The sequence below is a fragment of the Phenylobacterium conjunctum genome (assembly GCF_042679085.1).
GTDB classification, from domain to species: Bacteria; Pseudomonadota; Alphaproteobacteria; order Caulobacterales; family Caulobacteraceae; genus Phenylobacterium; species Phenylobacterium conjunctum.
Genome location: NZ_JBHTLQ010000015.1, coordinates 1 through 17,525, shown reverse-complemented (window position 1 = coordinate 17,525; position 17,525 = coordinate 1). Strand labels below are relative to the sequence as shown.

14 protein-coding genes are annotated in these 17,525 nt (G+C 68.5%); 7 read left to right on the top strand and 7 right to left on the bottom strand.

The annotated features are described in order from the left end of the window. Window positions 1-46 precede the first annotated feature (46 nt). Complete coding sequence (locus ACFQ27_RS08590) at window positions 47-1,834, top strand: ABC transporter ATP-binding protein (protein ID WP_377353278.1); 1,788 nt, start codon at window positions 47-49, stop codon at window positions 1,832-1,834. Between the two features lie 90 nt (window positions 1,835-1,924). Then, window positions 1,925-2,731 carry a methyltransferase domain-containing protein gene (locus ACFQ27_RS08585; RefSeq protein WP_374342905.1) on the top strand — a complete coding sequence of 269 codons (807 nt, stop codon included), beginning with the start codon at window positions 1,925-1,927 and terminating at the stop codon, window positions 2,729-2,731. Between the two features lie 19 nt (window positions 2,732-2,750). On the opposite strand, the gene ACFQ27_RS08580 is transcribed toward ACFQ27_RS08585, so the two are convergent. The 4 genes from ACFQ27_RS08580 to ACFQ27_RS08565 are packed head-to-tail and all read right to left on the bottom strand — an operon-like array spanning window position 2,751 to window position 6,517. Next, the gene (locus tag ACFQ27_RS08580; RefSeq protein ID WP_377353277.1) at window positions 2,751-3,962 is read right to left on the bottom strand and encodes a winged helix-turn-helix domain-containing protein; all 1,212 of its coding nucleotides are present in this window, start codon (window positions 3,960-3,962) and stop codon (window positions 2,751-2,753) included. Then, window positions 3,959-4,720, bottom strand: a complete 762-nt coding sequence (gene ppk2, locus ACFQ27_RS08575) for a polyphosphate kinase 2 (protein WP_377353276.1) — start codon at window positions 4,718-4,720, stop codon at window positions 3,959-3,961. Before ppk2 ends, ACFQ27_RS08580 begins: the two co-directional genes overlap by 4 nt. A 44-nt stretch (window positions 4,721-4,764) precedes the next feature. Beyond that, on the bottom strand, window positions 4,765-5,928 hold the full coding sequence (locus ACFQ27_RS08570; RefSeq protein WP_377353275.1) for an aromatic ring-hydroxylating oxygenase subunit alpha: 1,164 nt from the start codon (window positions 5,926-5,928) through the stop codon (window positions 4,765-4,767). Next, entirely contained in the window at window positions 5,918-6,517 is a 600-nt protein-coding gene (locus ACFQ27_RS08565) for a TetR/AcrR family transcriptional regulator (RefSeq protein ID WP_374342896.1), read from the bottom strand. Before ACFQ27_RS08565 ends, ACFQ27_RS08570 begins: the two co-directional genes overlap by 11 nt. A 75-nt stretch (window positions 6,518-6,592) precedes the next feature. Here ACFQ27_RS08565 and ACFQ27_RS08560 point away from each other — a divergent pair, with 75 nt between their 5' ends. After that, a complete protein-coding gene (locus tag ACFQ27_RS08560; RefSeq protein ID WP_377353274.1) occupies window positions 6,593-7,309 on the top strand; it encodes a 16S rRNA (uracil(1498)-N(3))-methyltransferase in 717 nt (238 codons plus the stop codon). Between the two features lie 111 nt (window positions 7,310-7,420). Further along, window positions 7,421-8,779, top strand: a complete 1,359-nt coding sequence (locus ACFQ27_RS08555) for a glutamate--cysteine ligase (RefSeq protein WP_377353273.1) — start codon at window positions 7,421-7,423, stop codon at window positions 8,777-8,779. 89 nt (window positions 8,780-8,868) lie between these two features. Here ACFQ27_RS08555 and ACFQ27_RS08550 read toward each other — a convergent pair whose 3' ends face one another. Continuing rightward, on the bottom strand, window positions 8,869-9,030 hold the full coding sequence (locus ACFQ27_RS08550) for a hypothetical protein (RefSeq protein WP_377353272.1): 162 nt from the start codon (window positions 9,028-9,030) through the stop codon (window positions 8,869-8,871). Between the two features lie 113 nt (window positions 9,031-9,143). On the opposite strand from ACFQ27_RS08550, the gene ACFQ27_RS08545 reads away from it, so the two are divergent. Both ACFQ27_RS08545 and ACFQ27_RS08540 read left to right on the top strand, forming a co-directional pair. Beyond that, the gene (locus ACFQ27_RS08545; RefSeq protein ID WP_377353271.1) at window positions 9,144-10,619 is read left to right on the top strand and encodes a CehA/McbA family metallohydrolase; all 1,476 of its coding nucleotides are present in this window, start codon (window positions 9,144-9,146) and stop codon (window positions 10,617-10,619) included. Between the two features lie 136 nt (window positions 10,620-10,755). Then, entirely contained in the window at window positions 10,756-12,633 is a 1,878-nt protein-coding gene (locus ACFQ27_RS08540) for a peptide MFS transporter (RefSeq protein ID WP_377353270.1), read from the top strand. A 61-nt stretch (window positions 12,634-12,694) separates the two neighbouring features. On the opposite strand, the gene ACFQ27_RS08535 is transcribed toward ACFQ27_RS08540, so the two are convergent. Together ACFQ27_RS08535 and tldD are read right to left on the bottom strand one after the other, a co-directional pair. Continuing rightward, entirely contained in the window at window positions 12,695-14,707 is a 2,013-nt protein-coding gene (locus ACFQ27_RS08535) for a TonB-dependent receptor plug domain-containing protein (protein WP_377353269.1), read from the bottom strand. Window positions 14,708-14,866: 159 nt separating this feature from the next. Continuing rightward, entirely contained in the window at window positions 14,867-16,297 is a 1,431-nt protein-coding gene (gene tldD, locus ACFQ27_RS08530; RefSeq protein WP_377353268.1) for a metalloprotease TldD, read from the bottom strand. A gap of 327 nt (window positions 16,298-16,624) precedes the next feature. On the opposite strand from tldD, the gene coxB reads away from it, so the two are divergent. Further along, the coding region (coxB, locus tag ACFQ27_RS08525) for a cytochrome c oxidase subunit II (RefSeq protein ID WP_377353267.1) at window positions 16,625-17,525 on the top strand (901 nt) is incomplete at its 3' end.

The following is a 17,525-nucleotide window of genomic DNA, read 5'->3' as shown; positions in this document are numbered from 1 at the left end:
CCCCGTTGAGGGGGACGGCTTTCCAGATGCGCGTAGGGGATCAGACGTGACGGAACAGTACGAGGACGCCGAGGAGCCGCAGACGCGGATCCTGACCAACCGTCAGGTCCTGGGCTTCATCACGGCCTTCTGGCTGCGTCGGAAGGGCCTGCTGGCGGGGACGGTGGGGTTTTCGATCATCGCCACCGGCTTTGACCTCGCCACCCCATGGGCGGCGGGCAAGCTGGTTGACGCCCTGGCCAAGGGGCCACAGGCGGCGGACCTCGCCTGGACGGCGTGGGCGGTGTTCGTCGGGGTCTATTTCGCCTTCTCGGTGACCCGCAATGTCGCGCCCCGCTTCTGGATCCCGCTGGCGGCCCAGAACATGCGCGAGATGACCGACGAAGGGTTCGCCAAGGTCCAGGGCTTTTCCGCCGACTGGCACGCCAACACCTTTGCGGGCGCGACGGTGCGGCGGTTGTCACGGGCCATGTGGGGCTATGACGTGGTCTCCGACGCCTTCGTCATGTGGCTGGGTCCGGCCTTCCTGGTGCTGATCGGCCTGGCGGTGATGATGATCCTGCGCTGGCCGATGGTGGGGACCTTCGCCGGTCTGGTGGTGGCGCTCTATATCGCCTCGAACCTGTTCCTGACCTCGACCTATGTGCGGCCCCTGAACCAGAAGGCGGTCGGGTTCGATTCGCGGATCGGCGGCGCCCTGGCCGACGCGGTGACTTCCAACCCCACCGTGCGGGCCTTTGGCGCGGAGGATCGCGAGGAGACGCGGATCGCCGGCGTCACCCGGGCCTGGGCGCAGGCGGCGGCGCGCAGCTGGGTGGCGGGCACCAATGTCTGGCTGGCCCAGAACCTGATCCTGGTGGTGCTGCAGGCCGGTCTGACCGGGCTTTTGATCCACCTGTGGACCAAGGGCGAGGCCAGCGCCGGGGACGTGGCCTTCGCCATCACCTCATTCATGCTGATGAGCGGCTATCTGCGCAATATCGGCGACCAGATCCGCATGACCCAGAAGGGCCTGGTGGATGTGGAGGATGTTGCCCGCTACGCCGGCATGTCGCCCCAGGTCGCCGACCGGCCGGGCGCGCCCGCCTTGACGAGCCAGTTGGGCGAGATCGTCTTCGACCAGGTCGACTTCGGCTACCAGGCGGCGGAGGCGCAACTCTATCGCGACTTCTCGCTGACGATCCGGCCCGGCGAGCGGGTGGCGCTGGTGGGGGCGACGGGGGCGGGGAAGTCGACCTTCGTCAAGCTGATCCAGCGGCTCTACGACCTGGACGGCGGGCGCATCCTGATCGACGGCCAGGACATCGCGTCCGTGACCCAGCAGTCCCTGCGCCGGGCCATCGCCCTGGTGCCCCAGGACCCGGCCCTGTTCCACCGGACCATCGCTGAGAACATCGCCTATGCACGGCCGGACGCCACGCCTGACGAGATCGAGCTGGCGGCTCGCCGGGCCCGCGCCCACGAGTTCATCGTCAAGCTGCCCAAGGGCTATGAGACCCTGGTGGGCGAGCGGGGGGTGAAGCTGTCAGGGGGCGAGCGGCAACGGGTGGCCATCGCCCGCGCCTTCCTGGCCGATGCGCCGATCCTGGTGCTGGACGAGGCGACGTCCTCGCTGGACGTGGAGACCGAGCGCGAGGTGCAGGGGGCGATGGAGGCCCTGATGGCCGGGCGCACCACCATCGTCATCGCCCACCGGCTGTCGACCATCCGCCACGCCGACCGCATCCTGGTGTTCGAACAGGGCCGGGTGGTGGAGGAGGGCCGCCATAACGAGCTGGTGGATCGCGGCGGGGCCTATGCTCGGTTGCATGCGGTGGCCCAAGGCATGGTCTGACCCGCAGCCAGGCTGAAACATTCCGTCGCAGCATAAACCAGTTGCCGACTCGCGCGTTCAGGGGTGTTGTAATCAACCTGGAGCAGAGTGATGGCCACCTATCTGGAGAACATCTCCGGCTGGTTTCGCGGGCGACTGGATGGGCCCGGCCATATGGCGTGCCCGCAGGACGCCGAGCTCGGCCTGCGAGTGCTGGCCGTCTGGCGCTCCCGGATGATCGCCGAAGCTCTCAAGGCCCAGAACGGCGGCAAGGTGCTGTCGGGACCGTTCGCCGGCATGACCTATGTCTCGGGCGCCGCGGAAGGCGCCCTGGCCCCGCGCCTGCTCGGCTCCTACGAGGCCGAACTGCACCCCTATCTTGAGGCCTTCGCCCGTGACGGGGCCGATTGCGTGATCGATGTGGGGTGCGCCGAGGGCTATTACGCCGTGGGCCTGGCCCGCTTGTTTCCCGCCGCCAAGGTCTTCGCCTATGACCGCAATCCGGTCGCCCTGGACGCCTGCCGCGAGATGGCGCGGCTGAACGGGGTCGAGGACCGGGTGATCGTGCAGGGCAATTTCACGCCGGAGCGGTTCCAGGACTTCGCCGGGCTGAACTGCCTGGTGATCATGGACGTCGAAGGGGCGGAGGACGAGCTCCTGCGCCCGGACCTCGCGCCGGCCCTGGCCGGTATGCGGCTGATCGTCGAGACCCACGATGGCGCGCGGCCGGGCGTTCGGCAGCGGGTCTATGACCGGTTCGCCGACACCCACGAGATCGTGCAGCTCAACCCTGGTCCGCGCACCCAGCCCCTGCCGGACTTCCTGAGCGGCGCCTCGCAACTGGACCAGCTCCTGGCCCATTGGGAGTTCCGCAGTTCGCCGACGCCCTGGCTGGTGATGACGCCGAAGGGCGTCTGAGCCGCACGCCGCGGGGCTGTCAGACCCTCGTCGCCTGCAAGGCGTTCTCCAGCGCTTCGGCCAGGTCGCCCTTGTCGATGACGCGGACCTGGTTGAGGCCAAGCCAGGCGGCCATCAGCTGAAGCTCGGCGGCCAGGGCCGCGGGGGTTTCCGGCGTCGCCTCGGGTTCGGCGTGGCTGGCCTGGACCAGCAGGACGCCGGCCTTGCGGTCGGCCTTTAAGTCCACGCGGGCGGTGATGGCCTCGCCCTCCAGGAAGGGCAGGACGTAGTAGCCGTGGGTGCGCTTGTGGGCCGGGGTGTAGATCTCCAGCCGCACGCGGACGCCGAACAGCCGCTCGGTGCGCTCGCGGAACCAGATCAGGTTGTCGAAGGGCGAGAGCAGGGCGTTGGCCGTCACCTTGCGCGGGCGCCTGGCGGCCGGGTGGAGATAGGCCGGCTGGTCCCAGCCCTTCACTGTGACCGGGGTCAGTTCGCCGGCCTCGACCAGTTCGGCGACGCGGGCCTTGGAGTCGGCCGGGCTCATGCGGAAATAGTCGCGCAGGTCCCGCTCGGTGGCGACGCCCATGGCGCGCGCGGCCATGCGGAGCAGTTCGCGCTGGGCCTCGGCCCGGGGCGGCGTGGGCGCCTCGCGCACCGATTTCGGATGCACCTTGTCCGGCAGGCCATAGACCCGCTCGAAGGTGGAGCGGCGGGTGGCGGCGGTAAGTTCGCCGGTCCAGAACAGGCATTCGAGCGCCCGCTTGCCCTCGCTCCAGCCCCACCAGCCGCCGGCGCCCTTTTCGCCGATCTCCAACTCCGAGGCCGAGAGCGGTCCGCGCCGGGCGATCTCGTCCATGGCCTTGTCGATGAAGTCGCGGTGGGTGCGCAGGAACCGCGCCACGCCCTTCCAGACGCCGACGCCCTCGGCCGCGTCGTCCATGCGCCAGCGCATCAGGGGTTGGGTGGAATGGGCCGAGAGGCTGGCCTCATGCATCCAGTATTCGAACAGGGCCGGCTTCTTGCCCCAGGCCAGGTCTTCCAGGGCCTCGCGCGGATAGGCGCCCAGGCGGGAGAAGAAGGGCAGGTAGTGGGTGCGGCTGACCACATTGACCGAGTCGATCTGGATCACGCCCAGACGGTCGACCACCTTCATCAGGTCGCGGCGGCCGGGCGCCTCGGGGCGGCTTTGCGCAAAGCCCTGGGCGGCCAAGGCGATGCGCCGGGCCTGGGCCGCGGACAGGGTCTCGGTCATTTCTGCAGCCGACCGTCGTCCAGGGCCTCGATCTCGAAGGGGAACAGGATCTTAGGGTCCGGGTCCTTGACCCCGTGGGCGATCTCCTTCGGCGCGATGGCGTTGACCAGGTGGCGCAGCACGGCCAGCCGGCCCTCGGCCTTGTCGTCGTTGCGCACGCAGACCCAGGGGGTGCGCAGGCCGTGGGTGCGCTTCAGCATTTCGTCCCGGGCGGCGGTGTAGGCGTCCCAGCGCTCTTGGGCGGCGGCGTCGAGGGGGCTGGACTTCAGCACCTTGAGCGGGTCGGTGCGGCGCTCCTCCAGCCGTTTGGCCTGCTCGGCCTTGGAGACGTCCAGCCAGATCTTGACCAGCACCGTGCCGGCCTCGACCAGCATGGCCTCGAAGGTGGTGACGTCGCGCAGGAAGGCCTCGTGCTCCTCCGGGGTGCAGAAGCCCATCACCGGCTCGACCCCGCCGCGGTTGTACCAGGAGCGGTTGAAGATCACGACCTCGCCGGCTGCGGGCAGGTGGGGGACATAGCGCTGGAAGTACCACTGCGACCGCTCGCGGTCGGAGGGCTTGGGCAGGGCGACGACGCGGGTGTTGCGCACCGACAGGTGCTCGATGACCCGCCGGATCGTGCCGTCCTTGCCGGCGGCGTCGCGGCCTTCGAAGATCACCAGCACCTTCTGGCCGGTCTCCATGGCCCGCTGCTGGGCGTGAACCAGGGCGAGCTGGGCCTTTTCGAGGGCGGAAAGTTTGTCGTCGGACTTGGACATGGGGGGAGCCTAGTCCCCAGATGGCCCCCCGCGCCAGGGGGCGATCAGGTCCGGACCGGCAGGGGCGGCAGGCCGAGCTCGCGGCGGAAGGTGTTGTGGTAGTGGTGCAGGGGCGGCTCGTTGCGGCCGAACAGCACCTGGTCCTGCAGGCCCGACGCCAGGGCGACCTGGGTGGTCACGCCGGTGGCGTAGTCCTCGGCGGCGACGATGGCCGTGAACCCTTCGGAGAACATCTGGGCGAAGCCCGGATTGGCCTCCAGCACCTCGCGCTCGAAGTAATAGCTGACCCGCGAGATCGAACGGCCGGGGTCCTTGGGGTCGGGATAGATGCGGACCATGGCGACGCGGCCGTCGCCGACATTGATCTCGACGTTCGGGAACAGGAAGTAGACGGGGAAGCCGCCCTGTTCGATGCGCCACGCGCTCTCGGGCTGGCCGCGCAGGTCGTCGATCCCCTTCAGGCACAGGACCATCCGGTGGTTCCGCTCGAAGGACCGGTAGGACAGGACGTCGCCGTGGAAGTTGTTGGCCAGGGTGTCCTTGTGCAGGCGCTTGAAGTGATAGGTCTCGCCGAAGGTGTCGGTGGCGAGCTTCCAGTTCAGGCGCATGTCCAGGGTCTGCTCGTGGGCGAGCACATAGCGGCCGAAGTCCCAGCTCTCCAGGTCGTCGGCTATGCCCTGGAAGACCCGGTCGGTGTCGATGACGCCCTTGGGGTCCGGGTGGACCAGCAGGACGCCGTACTTCTCGACCGCCGGCAGTTCGATGAGGCCCAGGCAGGATTTGTCGATGGCGCCGAACTGCTCCTCCATCGGCACGCCGATCAGGGCGCCTGAGTTGTCATAGGTCCAGCCGTGGAAGGGGCAGGAGAAGCGGCTGCGCTTGCCGCGCGGCGCCTGCTCCACCATCGGCCCGCGGTGGCGGCAGGAGTTGAGAAAGGCGCGCACGGTCCCTGAGGCGTCCCGGGTCATCAGGATCGGCACGCCCAGGTCGTTGGAGGTGATGAAGCTGCCGGGCTCGGGCAGGTCGCCGCTCATGCCCAGGGCCTGGGGGTGGCCCTTGAAGAAGACCGCCCACTCCTTCGCCGCCAGGTCGGGGCAGGTGTAGGTCTCGGCCGGGCAGGCCATGATTCCGCCGGCGTCGGCGTTCACCCCGGCGTCGAGCTGGGACAGGAGTTCACGCAACACTTCGACCTGGACGTCATGCCTCATGGCTGGGCTCCGGTTCTGGGGGGCGAAGGGCCGCCTGCGGGATCGCGGCGGCGAGGATTTTGAAGGCGGTGTCCAGCTGGGCCTGGCGCGTCTCGGGCGTCAGGTCGCGGCGGCTGGAGACGCGAAGGCCCTGGTTGATCAGCATGAGGAAGCCGGCGAGTTCGGCGGCCTGGGAAGGCGTGCAGCCCGCGTCGCGCAGGCAGACTTCGAAGGCTTCCTGGACCTGGGCCATGCGGACGCCGGCTTCATCGCGAAGGCCGTCATCGACCTCGGCCATCTCCAGGGTGGTGTTCACGAGCAGGCAGCCGGGCTGCAAGAGCGTGCGCTCGAAGAAGACGCGTAAGGCGACAAGGGGCGGGTGCTCGGCTCTCGTCTGGGCCAGCAGCCCCAGGGTGCGGGCGGTGTAGAGGTCCAGGCACTGGAGATAGAGACCGCGCTTGTCGCCGAAGGCCGCATAGAGGCTGCTGCGGCTGAGACCCGTCGCCTCCAGGAGGTCCGGCACCGAGGCCGCCTGGTAGCCCTGGCGCCAGAACACGCCCAGCGCCGACATCAGCGCCTGATCGCGGTCAAATTCGAGGGGACGGGCCATGGGGAAATTCTGGAACGATCAGTCCAGAACTGCAAGCCCCTCGTAGGCGCGCCGTCCGCGCGCTAGAACCCGCCCATGATCCGACTGTTCGTTCCCCATGACCTGAAGGCTGGCGCTGTGCTTGGCCTGGACGAGGGCCAGAGCCGCTACTTGGCGGCGGTGATGCGGCTGACGCCGGGCGACGGGCTGGCGGTGTTCAATGGCCGGGACGGGGAGTGGGCCGCCGAGGTCGCCACCGTGGCCAAGCGGGGGGTGACGGTCGCCCTGACTGAGCGGCTGCGGCCGCAGGCTGTGGGGCCGGACCTCGACCTGGCGGTCGCCCTGGTCAAGCGGGGGCGGCTGGAGACCATCATCGAAAAGGCCGCCGAGCTCGGCGCGCGGCGGGTTCGGCTGGTGGTCACCGAGCGGACCCAGGCCGATCACACCAATGTGGTCCGGCTCCAGGCCATCGCCACCGAGGCCGCCGAACAGACCGGGCGGCTGGACGTGCCGGAGGTTGTCGCGCCGGTGAAGCTGGAGCGGCTGATCGCCGACTGGGATGGTCGCCGGCTGCTGTTCTGCGACGAGGCGGGGGACGCCCGACCGGCGCTGCAAGTGCTTGATCAGAAAGGACCCTGGGCGATCTTGATCGGGCCTGAAGGGGGCTTTTCGCCGCCTGAGCGGGAGCGGTTGAGAGGGTTGGCGTTCGCGGTTCCAGCCAGCCTGGGACCCCGCATCCTGCGGGCCGACACCGCCGCCATCAGCGCGCTCACCCTGTGGCAGGCGGCCCTGGGGGACTGGCGCGCCGACTGAGGTCGCCTTGAGCTTTCCTGAATTGCGCCCACTTGTGTGAACGGCGTAAAGATCGCCGCCCCCTACGTCAGGAGGGGCCACTCATGTGTGTGAAGGGTTGGGGAGAGAAGCATGGCTGACGTCGCAGTCGACGACCGACCCCTCGTGTTCGAGGATCTGGTGGCCTGGATCGCCAAGGGCGAAAAGCCGGCGGACCAGTGGAAGGTGGGCGCGGAGCACGAGAAGTTCGTCTTCCGGCTCGGCAGCCACGAAACCGTCCCCTACGACGGCCCCGCGGGCATCAAGGCGCTGCTGGAAGGCCTCATGCGGTTCGGCTGGTCCGGCGTCTATGAAGGCGAGACCATCATCGGGCTGGAGCGCGGCAAGGCCAATGTGAGCCTGGAGCCCGGCGGCCAGTTCGAACTCTCGGGCGCGCCGCTCGAGACCATGCACGACATCTGCGCCGAGACCGGCGAGCACCTGAACGAGGTCAAGGCCGTCGCCGACGAGCTGGGCCTGGGCTTCCTTGGGCTGGGCTTTACGCCCATCTGGCGGCGCGACCAGGTGCCGGTCATGCCCAAGGGCCGCTACAAGATCATGCGCGAATACATGCCCAAGGTCGGGACCATGGGCCTGGACATGATGTTCCGCACCTGCACCGTGCAGGCCAATCTCGACTTCGCCTCCGAAGCCGACATGATCGCCAAGTTCCGGGTGAGCCTGGCCCTGCAGCCGATCGGCACCGCCCTGTTCGCCAATTCGCCCTTCGTGGAGGGTAAGCCGTCGGGCTTCCTGTCGTCCCGGGCCAATGTCTGGACCGACACCGACGCCGCCCGCACCGGCATGCTGGACTTCGTGTTCAAGGACGGGTTCGGCTACGAAACCTACGCCAACTACCTGCTCGACGTGCCGATGTATTTCGCCAAGCGGAACGACCGCTATGTCGATCTGTCGGGCAAGTCCTTCCGCCAGTTCCTGGCCGGCGAGCTGGCCGAGATGCCGGGCGACCGGGCCAACATCAAGGACTTCGCAGACCACACCACCACCGCCTTCCCGGAGGTGCGGCTGAAGCAGTACCTGGAGATGCGCGGCTCGGATTCCGGTCCCTGGGGCCGGCTCTGCGCCCTGCCGGCTCTGTGGGCGGGCATCTTCTATGACAGCCAGGCCCTGGCCGCGGCTTGGGACCTCTGCAAGGACTGGCCGCTGGAGGAGCATGAGCGCCTGCGCGCCGACGTCGCCCGCCTGGGCCTGAAGGCCAAGATCGGTGGTCGCACCGTCCAAGACGTGGCCAAGGACATGGTCGCCATCGCCCGCTCCGGCCTGAAGAACCGCAACCGCCTGAATGGCGGCCTGGTGGACGAAACCGGCTACCTGGCCGAGCTGGAAGAGATCGCCGACAGCGGCCTCACCCCGGCCGAACGCCTGCTGGAGCTCTACAATGGCCCCTGGGCCGGCGACGTCAGCAAGGTCTTCGAAAGTCACGCTTACTGAGGCGGTGACTTCCTCTCCCGCTGGCGGGAGAGGGTAGAAACGCCAGCGCAGCCCCCTCACCCTGCCCTCTCCCCCAAGGGGGCGAGGGATTAATCCTGTGGGCCTGCCACGTTCGGGGGCCAGTGTTCGCGCTGGCTGGTTCCGTCGCCGGAGTCGGTGTGCTGGACGATGGCGTCGATGTCCTCACGGCGATCCTCGGGGGCGACGCGGTCGAAGCCGGGCTCGGCCGGCTGTGGGGGTCTGGGCGTCATGGGGGCTCCTTTCGCCAGGGTGAAACGCCCCGACGGGGCCGTGGGCTCCGCGCGCAGGTGACAGGCGCCGGCCGGAGCGCCAGACTTCGGGCGGTCGCGGGGAGGACAAGGCCATGCGCCGGGCGCGCCTGTTGGGGATCATCGCCACCCTGTTGATGGTGGTCGCCGCGCCCGCCTGGGCCGAGCGGGCGCCGGACCTGGTGTTGACGGGCGAGGTCACCCACGCCGACCATCAGACCTGGCGGGAGGTTCCGTTCCGCGTGCCGGCCGGGGTTGAGCGGCTGACCCTCAGCTTCGAGCATGACGGCGCGGCCCAGAAGTCGGTGATCGACCTGGGCCTGGCGGATCCGCAGCGGTTCCGAGGCTGGAGCGGCGGGAACAAGTCCCAGGTGGTGCTGGCCGCGGCGGAGGCGACGCCGTCCTACCTGCCAGGGCCGGTGGTCCCAGGCCGCTGGCGGTTGTTGCTGGGGGTTCCCAATCTGAGGCCGGGGGCGGTGGCGCACTATACCGCCCGGATCTGGTTCGACCGCGCCGGGGAGATCGCCCTGGGCGCCCCGCCGGTCAGGGCCGGGCCGGGTTGGTATCGCGGCGACCTGCACCTGCACACGGCCCATTCCGACGGCAGCTGCAAGTCGAAGCGGGGGCGGGCGGTTCCCTGCCCGGTGTTCCTGACCCTGGAGGCCGCCCGGGCGCGTGGGCTCGATTTCGTGGCGATCACCGACCACAACACCGTCTCGCAGGCCGAAAGCCTGCGCGAGCTGGCGCCCTATTATGACGATCTGCTGATCCTGGCCGGCCGCGAACTGACCACCTTCCAGGGCCACGCCAACATTATCGGTACCTCAGCGGACTTTGAGTTCCGCCTGGGGAGCAAGGCGGCGCCCGACTTGGGCCGGCTCCTGGCCAGGGTTCCGGAAGAGGCCATCGTCTCCATCAACCACCCCGGCGCGCCGTCGGGCGAGCTGTGCATGGGCTGCGGCTGGACCGCGCCGATTGATCCGCGCATCGCCGCTGTCGAGGTGGTCAATGGCGCCAACCTGGCCCTGACCCATTCGCCCGAGGGCGCCCTGTCCGGCTTGCCGTTCTGGACCGCAAGGCTGGAAGCGGGCGCGCGCCTGACGGGGATCGGCGGCTCCGACAATCACGACCCGACGGCCGGCGGACTGAGGTCGCTGGGGGCGCCGGCGACGGTGGTCCACGCCCGCGAGCTGAGCGCCGCCGCCGTGTTGGAGGCGATCCGGGCCGGGCATGTCTTCGTCGATGTCTGGGGCTCGCCTGACGGCCTGCTGGAGATTACGGCCCGGGCGGGAGAGGCGCGCGCCGAGATGGGGGATGTGCTGCCCGCCGCCGCCGGTCAGGCGGTGGAGGTGGAGGCGCATGTGGCGGGCGCGCCGGCCGGGGCCCGCCTGGTGGCCTCCGGGCCGGACGCCGAGCTGCTGGCCCAGCGCGAGGTGGCGGTTGCGGCGGGCGAGTCCCGCACCGCGTTCAGCTTCACCGCCAACGGGACATCGCGTTGGCTGCGCCTGGACCTGAGGGGCGCTGACGGCCGCCTGTTGCTGATCGGAAATCCCGTCTATCTGCGCCCTTGAGGGTTGATCCTGGCCTCGCCTGGGGCGTGAAGCGGCTCAGGCTTGCTTGTCTTGGCGGCGGCCGCGTGATCATCTGCCGCGCAATACAGCGGCCGCCCGGAGGCGCCGCAGATCCAGGGATCGGAACCCAGCCTACATGAACGTCGTCGTCCTGATCGGGATCCTCATCACGCTTGTGACCGGGATTCCCGTGCTGCCCCAGCTGCTGCGCGGCCATCCGCGCGGCCTCATCATCCTGTTCTTCGCCGAGATGTGGGAGCGGTTCTCCTACTATGGGATGCGCGGCATCCTGATCTTTTACCTCACCCAGCACCTGCTGTTCGACCAGTCGGCGGCGAGCTCGCAGTACGGGTCCTACACCTCGCTGGTCTATCTGCTGCCCCTGATCGGCGGCGTGCTGGCCGACCGGTATCTGGGCACCCGCAAGGCGGTGGTGTTCGGCGCCCTGCTGCTGACCGCCGGCCACGTGACCATGGCCTATGAGGGCAAGCCCGCCACCCAGAACCTGATCTATGCCGGCCAGACCTATGAGGTCGCCATCAATGGCCGCATGGAGGACCGCACCACCCAGCTGGTGGTCGCCGGCAAGCCCTATGAATATGGCCCCTCGGCTGATGGCGGGCTGGAGATCAAGGGCCTGCCGCAGGGCGCGCCCCTGCCCAGCGTCCTGCCCAAGGACAGCTACAAGATGGAGACCCACCAGGATCCGAAGGGCGTGAACGCCTTCTACCTGGCCGTCTCGCTGATCATCATGGGGGTCGGCTTCCTGAAGCCCAATATCTCGACCATCGTGGGACAGCTCTATCCGCAGGGCGATCCGCGCCGGGATTCCGGCTTCACCCTCTACTATTACGGCGTGAACCTGGGGGCCTTCTGGGCCTCGGTGTTGTGCGCGGTGCTGGGCCAGTCCTTCGGCTGGTGGGCGGGCTTCGGCCTGGCCGGGATCGGCATGGCCGCGGGGCTGGTGGTGTTCCTGATCGGCAAGCCGCTGCTGCAGGGCAAGGGCGAGCCGCCCAAGCCTGAACTGCTGAAGGCGTCGGTGGTCGGTCCGCTGAACCGCGAGTGGCTGATCTATCTGGCCGCCATCGTCGGCGTCGGCGGCGTCTGGCTGCTGGTGCCCAACAACAAGCTGGTGGGTCAGGCCCTGTCCCTGTCCAGCCTCGTCTGCATCGCGGCCATCGCCTACATCATCGCCGTGGTCTGCAAGACCTGGGTCGAGCGCCAGCGGATGATGTTGGCGGTGATCCTGGTGCTGGGCGCGGTGGTGTTCTTCACCCTGTTCGAACAGGCCGGCACCTCGCTGAACCTGTTCGCCGCCACCAATGTGGACATGACCATCACCAAGCAGGCGACCAGCTTCCTGGGCATCCCCATGGGCAGCCGCGAGCAGCTTGAGGCGGCGGGCGTCACGCCCAATGGCTGGTTCTGGATCGACACTGGCATTGGCGCGGCTCAGACCCAGTCGTTCAACGCCGCATTCATCCTGATCTTCGCGCCGGTCTTCGCGGCGATGTGGGCTTGGCTCGGCAAGAAGCAGGTGGCGGCCAATCCGACCTTCACCTTCGGCCTGGGCCTGATCCAGGTCGGCCTGGGCTTCCTGGTGGTGGTGTGGGGCGCCGGCATGGCCGACGCCAACTACCGCATGCCGCTGATGATGCTGGGCCTGCTCTATATGCTGCACACCACGGGCGAGCTGTTCCTGTCGCCGGTGGGCCTGTCGGAGATCACCAAGCTGTCCCTGCCGACCGTCGTGTCGTTCATGATGGCGGTGTGGTTCCTGGCCTCGTCGGTGGCCCAGTTCGTGGGCGGCGCCATCGCCGCCTCCATGGGCTCGGAATCCATCGGCGGCCAGGTGCTGGATCCGAAGGCGGCCCTGGAGACCTCCCTGCATGGCTTCAACCAGCTAGGCTGGGCCGGCGTCATCTGCGGCGGGGTGTTCATCCTCTTGAGCTTCGTGGTCAAGGGCTGGTCCCATGGGGTCAAGCCCCCGGCCCACGCCGAGGTCGAAGCCTGATAAGACAAAGGGCCGGAGGGAAACCTCCGGCCCTTCTGGTTTTGGGGGCTTCCGCCCAGCCTCAGAACGTCTTGCGCAGGCGGACGTAGAGGCTGCGGCCGAACTGGATGTCGCGGTCGTCGACATAGGCGAGCGGGGTCGCGCCGCGGACGCCCACCGACTTCTCCTGGATGTGGCGGAAGCCGCGCTCGAGGATGTTGTGCAGCTCGACCCGGACCGTGAAGTCGGGGCGCGGCTTGTACTCGCCGAACAGCACCACATAGGTCTTCAGCTTGTCGGTATAGACCTGGTCGAAGCGGTAGTAGCTCTTGCGCCAGCCGCCATAGATGTCGGTCCCGACGGTGGAGCGCCATTGCGGCAGGTCCTGGACGTAGTGGGCCTCCCAGATGACCGGCTTCTGGTTGGACATCTCGCGGGTCTGGCGCGTGGTGGGGTCTGTGACCTCGGACTTCACCCAGGTGATCTCGCCGCGGAACTGGCCGCCCTTCAGGCCAAGCGGCTCGGTGGGCACGGTCAGGTTCAGCCCCACCTCGTCCTTGGTCCCGTCGCCGATATTGGCTGGGGCGTCATAGGTCCCGCTCTTGGCGAAGACCGGGGCGCGGTCGATGGCGTCGCTGAGGTCGGAGTGGCGCAGGGTGACAGCGGCCGAGCCGTTCTTCCAGAAGCGCTGCTCCAGGGCGATCTCGCTGACCCAGGCCTGTTCCGGGTCCAGGTCCGGATTGCCGGAAGTGAGCACGCCCGTGTTCAGGGACGAGGTGGCGACGAAGTCGTCGAAATCGAGCTGGGAAACCGTGCGCTCGTAGCGCGCCCGCACCTGGCCGCCCTCCCACGGGGTCCAGCTGGCGAACAGCCGGGGTTTGAGGAAGTGCAGGCTCTTTTCCAGGGTGACGTCGCCGGAGGACGTCACGTCGGAGGTCTCGTAGCGCAGGCCGGCTTCCAGGGTCAGGCTGTCCACCGGACGCCAGACGGACTTGGCGAAGGCCTCGCTGCGGTTCTCCTCCACATGGACATTGGCGGCGGGCAGGTTCTGGCCCTTGCCGTTGACCGTCAGGACCGTGCGGCTGTCGAGGGTGTTGAGGGCGTTCTCCGCCCCGGCCTCGAAGGACAGGCGATCATTGACCCGGTGCTTGAGCACCACCCGGCCGATCCGCTCCTCGATCAGCTTCTCCAGCCCGAAATAGGAGACGTCCGGCGGCGAGCGGAAGTCGGACTTGTAGTTGATGTCGTGGGTCTGGCGCAGGCCGATCAGTTCCAGGGTGTTGCGCTCGCCGAGCGGACGGGTCCAGCGGGCGCCGAGTTCGGTCTGGCGGTCATCCTGGGTGTCGTTGTTGGACTCCAGCAGGACCTTGGGGACCGTGAACCAGTTCAGCTCATTGAACCGGTAATAGTCTTCGTAGATGCGGCCATTGACCCGCAGCTTGCCGCCCAGGGCCGGCAGCTCATAGGCGCCGGTCGCCACCCACATGTGGCCTTCGCCGTGGGAGTCGACCTGGGATTTCTCCAGCACCGCGCCGGAGGGGGCGATCCGCAGGTGGGGGCCAAAGCCGGCCCCGTCATCCAGGCCCTCGCCATAGCGCAGGCTGCCCTCGAAGGCGCCCGGGCCGATGTGGTCGGTGAGTTCGAAGCGTACGCCCTTGCGGTGGCGGCCGTCGTCCAGCACGGCCTGGTCGGCCAGCGCGAAGACCATGTTGCGGCCGGCGGTCTTGGAGCGGACCACATTGGCCAGGACCGCCTTGCCCTGCATGTCGATCCCAGGCGCGCCGCCCCGGATCACCTCAATGCGCTCTACCTGGGCCACCGGGATGCGCTTGAGGATCTCTTCGATATCATCGGTCTTGGAGACCGGGCGGGCGCCGTCGATCAACACATTGCCGGCCGCGCCTTCAAAGCCGCGGACGCTGTCGCCGGAATCGATGCTGAAGCCGGGCAGGCGGGTGACCATGTCCAGCGCCGTGCTTGCGCCGGACGTGGCGAAGAAGGCCGGGGGATAGGTGGTGACGCCCTGGGGCGCCGGAGCCTCGGCGGCGGGTGTCGCGGCCGCCAGGGCGGCGAGCAGGCTGAGCGCGGAAGTCATCAAAAGCGGGTCCCCCAGATACGGAGGGCAAAAGACCCGCGAGGCCGGCTGGCTTCAAATTACAACGGTGAAATGTAGATTAAATCGCGGTCATGTTCGAGCCCGCGACCTACGACCTGGGTCCCCGCTTTCGCGGGGATGAGCGGTGGGGGAGGCGGCTTAGACGCTCGTCCCGCCCACCGTCAGGCCGGTGATTTTCAGGGACGGCTGGCCGACGCCGACCGGGACGCTCTGGCCGGACTTGCCGCAGACGCCGACGCCGGGGTCGAAATCAAAGTCGTCGCCGATCATGGTCACGCGGGTCAGGGCCGAGGGGCCGTCGCCGATCAGGGTGGCGCCCTTGACCGGGGTGGTGATCTTGCCGTCCTCGATCAGGTAGGCCTCGGTGCACTGGAAGACGAACTTGCCGTTGGTGATGTCCACCTGGCCGCCGCCGAAATTGGCGCAATAGAGGCCGCGCTTGGTGGCCTCGATCATCTCGGCGCGCGGGGTCGAGCCATTGTCCATGGCGGTGTTGGTCATGCGCGGCATCGGCATGTGGGCGTAGGACTGGCGACGGCCGTTGCCGCCGGCCCGCATGCCCATCAGCCGGGCGCTCATCCGGTCGTGCATGTAACCCACGAGGACGCCGTCCTCGATCAGCACGGTGCGTTCGGTGGGGGTGCCTTCGTCGTCGACGGTGAGCGAGCCGCGGCGGCCGGCCAGGGAGCCGTCGTCGAACACGGTGACGCCCTTGGCGGCCACCCGCTCGCCGATGCGGCCGGAAAAGGCGCTGGTGCCCTTGCGGTTGAAGTCGCCTTCCAGACCGTGGCCCACGGCCTCGTGCAGCAGCACGCCGTTCCAGCCCGGGCCCAGCACCACGTCCATCTCACCGGCGGGGCAGGGGATGGCGTCGAGATTGACCAGGGCCTGGCGCAGGGCCTCCTCGGCCTGCTCGCGCCACTTCTCGGCGCTGATCCAGGCTTCGAAGCCGGCGCGGCCGCCGGCGCCGGCGAAGCCGTTCTCGCGCTTGCCGTCCTTTTCCACGGTGATCTGGATGTTGATGCGCGACAGGGGGCGCACGTCGCGGATCAGCCGGCCGTCGGCGCGCAGGATCTCCACCGTGCGGCGTTCGCCGGCCAGCGAGGCCATGACCTGGACCACGCGCGGGTCGCGTTCGCGGCACCAGGCGTCGATCTCCTGAAGCAGGGCGACCTTGTCCGAGAAGGCCGGCGAGGCGGTGGGATCATCTTCGCCATAGAGCTTTTCGTTGGTGGCGCGCGGGGCCTCGGCGGCGATCCCGGCGTAGCCGCGCTTGGCCAGGGCGGCCGACTGAGCGGCGCGGCGCAGGGAAGCCTCGGAAATCTCGCTGGAATGGGCGTAGCCGGCGGTCTCGCCCGCCACCACCCGCAGGCCGAACCCTTCGGACGAATCGTAGGCCGCCGACTTCAGGCGGCCGTCGTCATAGAGAAAGGACTCGCTTTCGGAGCGCTCGGCGAAGATTTCGCCGTCATCGGCCCCGGCCAGGGCCTCGCCCAGGATCTCCCGCGCCCGTTCCGGCGAGACGCCCGAAGCGTCCAGGATCGAGGGAGTGGGGGAAAGGGCGTTCATGGGCGAAAATCCGCGTTCGGAGGGGCGTCTGGCCTAGAGATAGGGGCTGGAGCGGCCTGCGTCACCCCGCATCGGGCCGCATGCTGCGCTGCGGCGCCGGCCTTTGCGCCAGATCAAGGTCACCAGCCTGGGGCGATCCTAGTGCGACAGATCGTATTTGTACCCCTCCAAGGCCGCGCAACCGCCTTGGCAAGCCCTCCGCATGCGCGTATGCACCCCGCTGAAGGGACAGGCCGTGCGCATCTTGGCGCGGCGGTCTCTCGTATGACGTCGGCGGGCGCCATCGCCATCGGTGACACGCGGCCCGGCCAAGCAGACCGAGGGGACATGAAGTCTAGGGTTCAAGGGATGCGGGCGTGGGCGGCGGGGACCGCCGCGGCCGCGATGACGGCGTTCTGGGGCGCGAGCGCCTTCGCCGAAGATATGCTGGGCCAGCCCACGCCGGGCGCGATTGACCTGCAGCCGGGCGTCACGCAGCTGCGTCATGACGCGATCTTCTTCCACAACATGATCCTGTTGCCGATCATCACGGCCATCAGCCTTCTGGTGCTGGGCCTGCTGATCTGGGTCATGGTCCGCTACAACAAGCGGTCCAATCCGACCCCGGCGAAGTTCAGCCACAACACCACGATCGAGGTCCTGTGGACCGTCGTGCCGGTGTTGATCCTGATGTTCATCGCCATCTTCTCGTTCCGGCTGCTGTTCGCCTACAACGACATGCCCAAGCCGTACATGACGGTGAAGGCGACCGGCTATCAGTGGTACTGGGGCTATGAATACCCCGACCAGAAGATCGGCGAATTCGTCTCCAACATGCTTCCGGAAGAGGAAGCCAAGGCCAAGAAGGTCCCGTACCGCCTGGCCGCGACCGAGCCGCTGGTGGTTCCGGTCGGCAAGACCGTCCAGGTGCTGGTCACCGGCGCCGACGTGATCCACGCCTTCGCCGTGCCGGCCTTCGGCGTCATCACCGACGCCATTCCCGGTCGCGTGAACCACACCTGGTTCAAGATCGAGAAGCCGGGGATTTATTACGGTCAGTGCCGTGAGCTGTGCGGCGTCGACCACGCCTTCATGCCCATCGAAGTCCATGCGGTGAGCCAGGCTGAGTTCGACGCCTGGGTCGTCTCCAAGGGCGGCACTCCGGTTGGCGCTGCGCCTGCCCCGGCTGCGGCTCCCGCCGCCGACGCGGCTGCGACCCCCGCCGCCGCCACGGCTCCCGCTGCTCCCG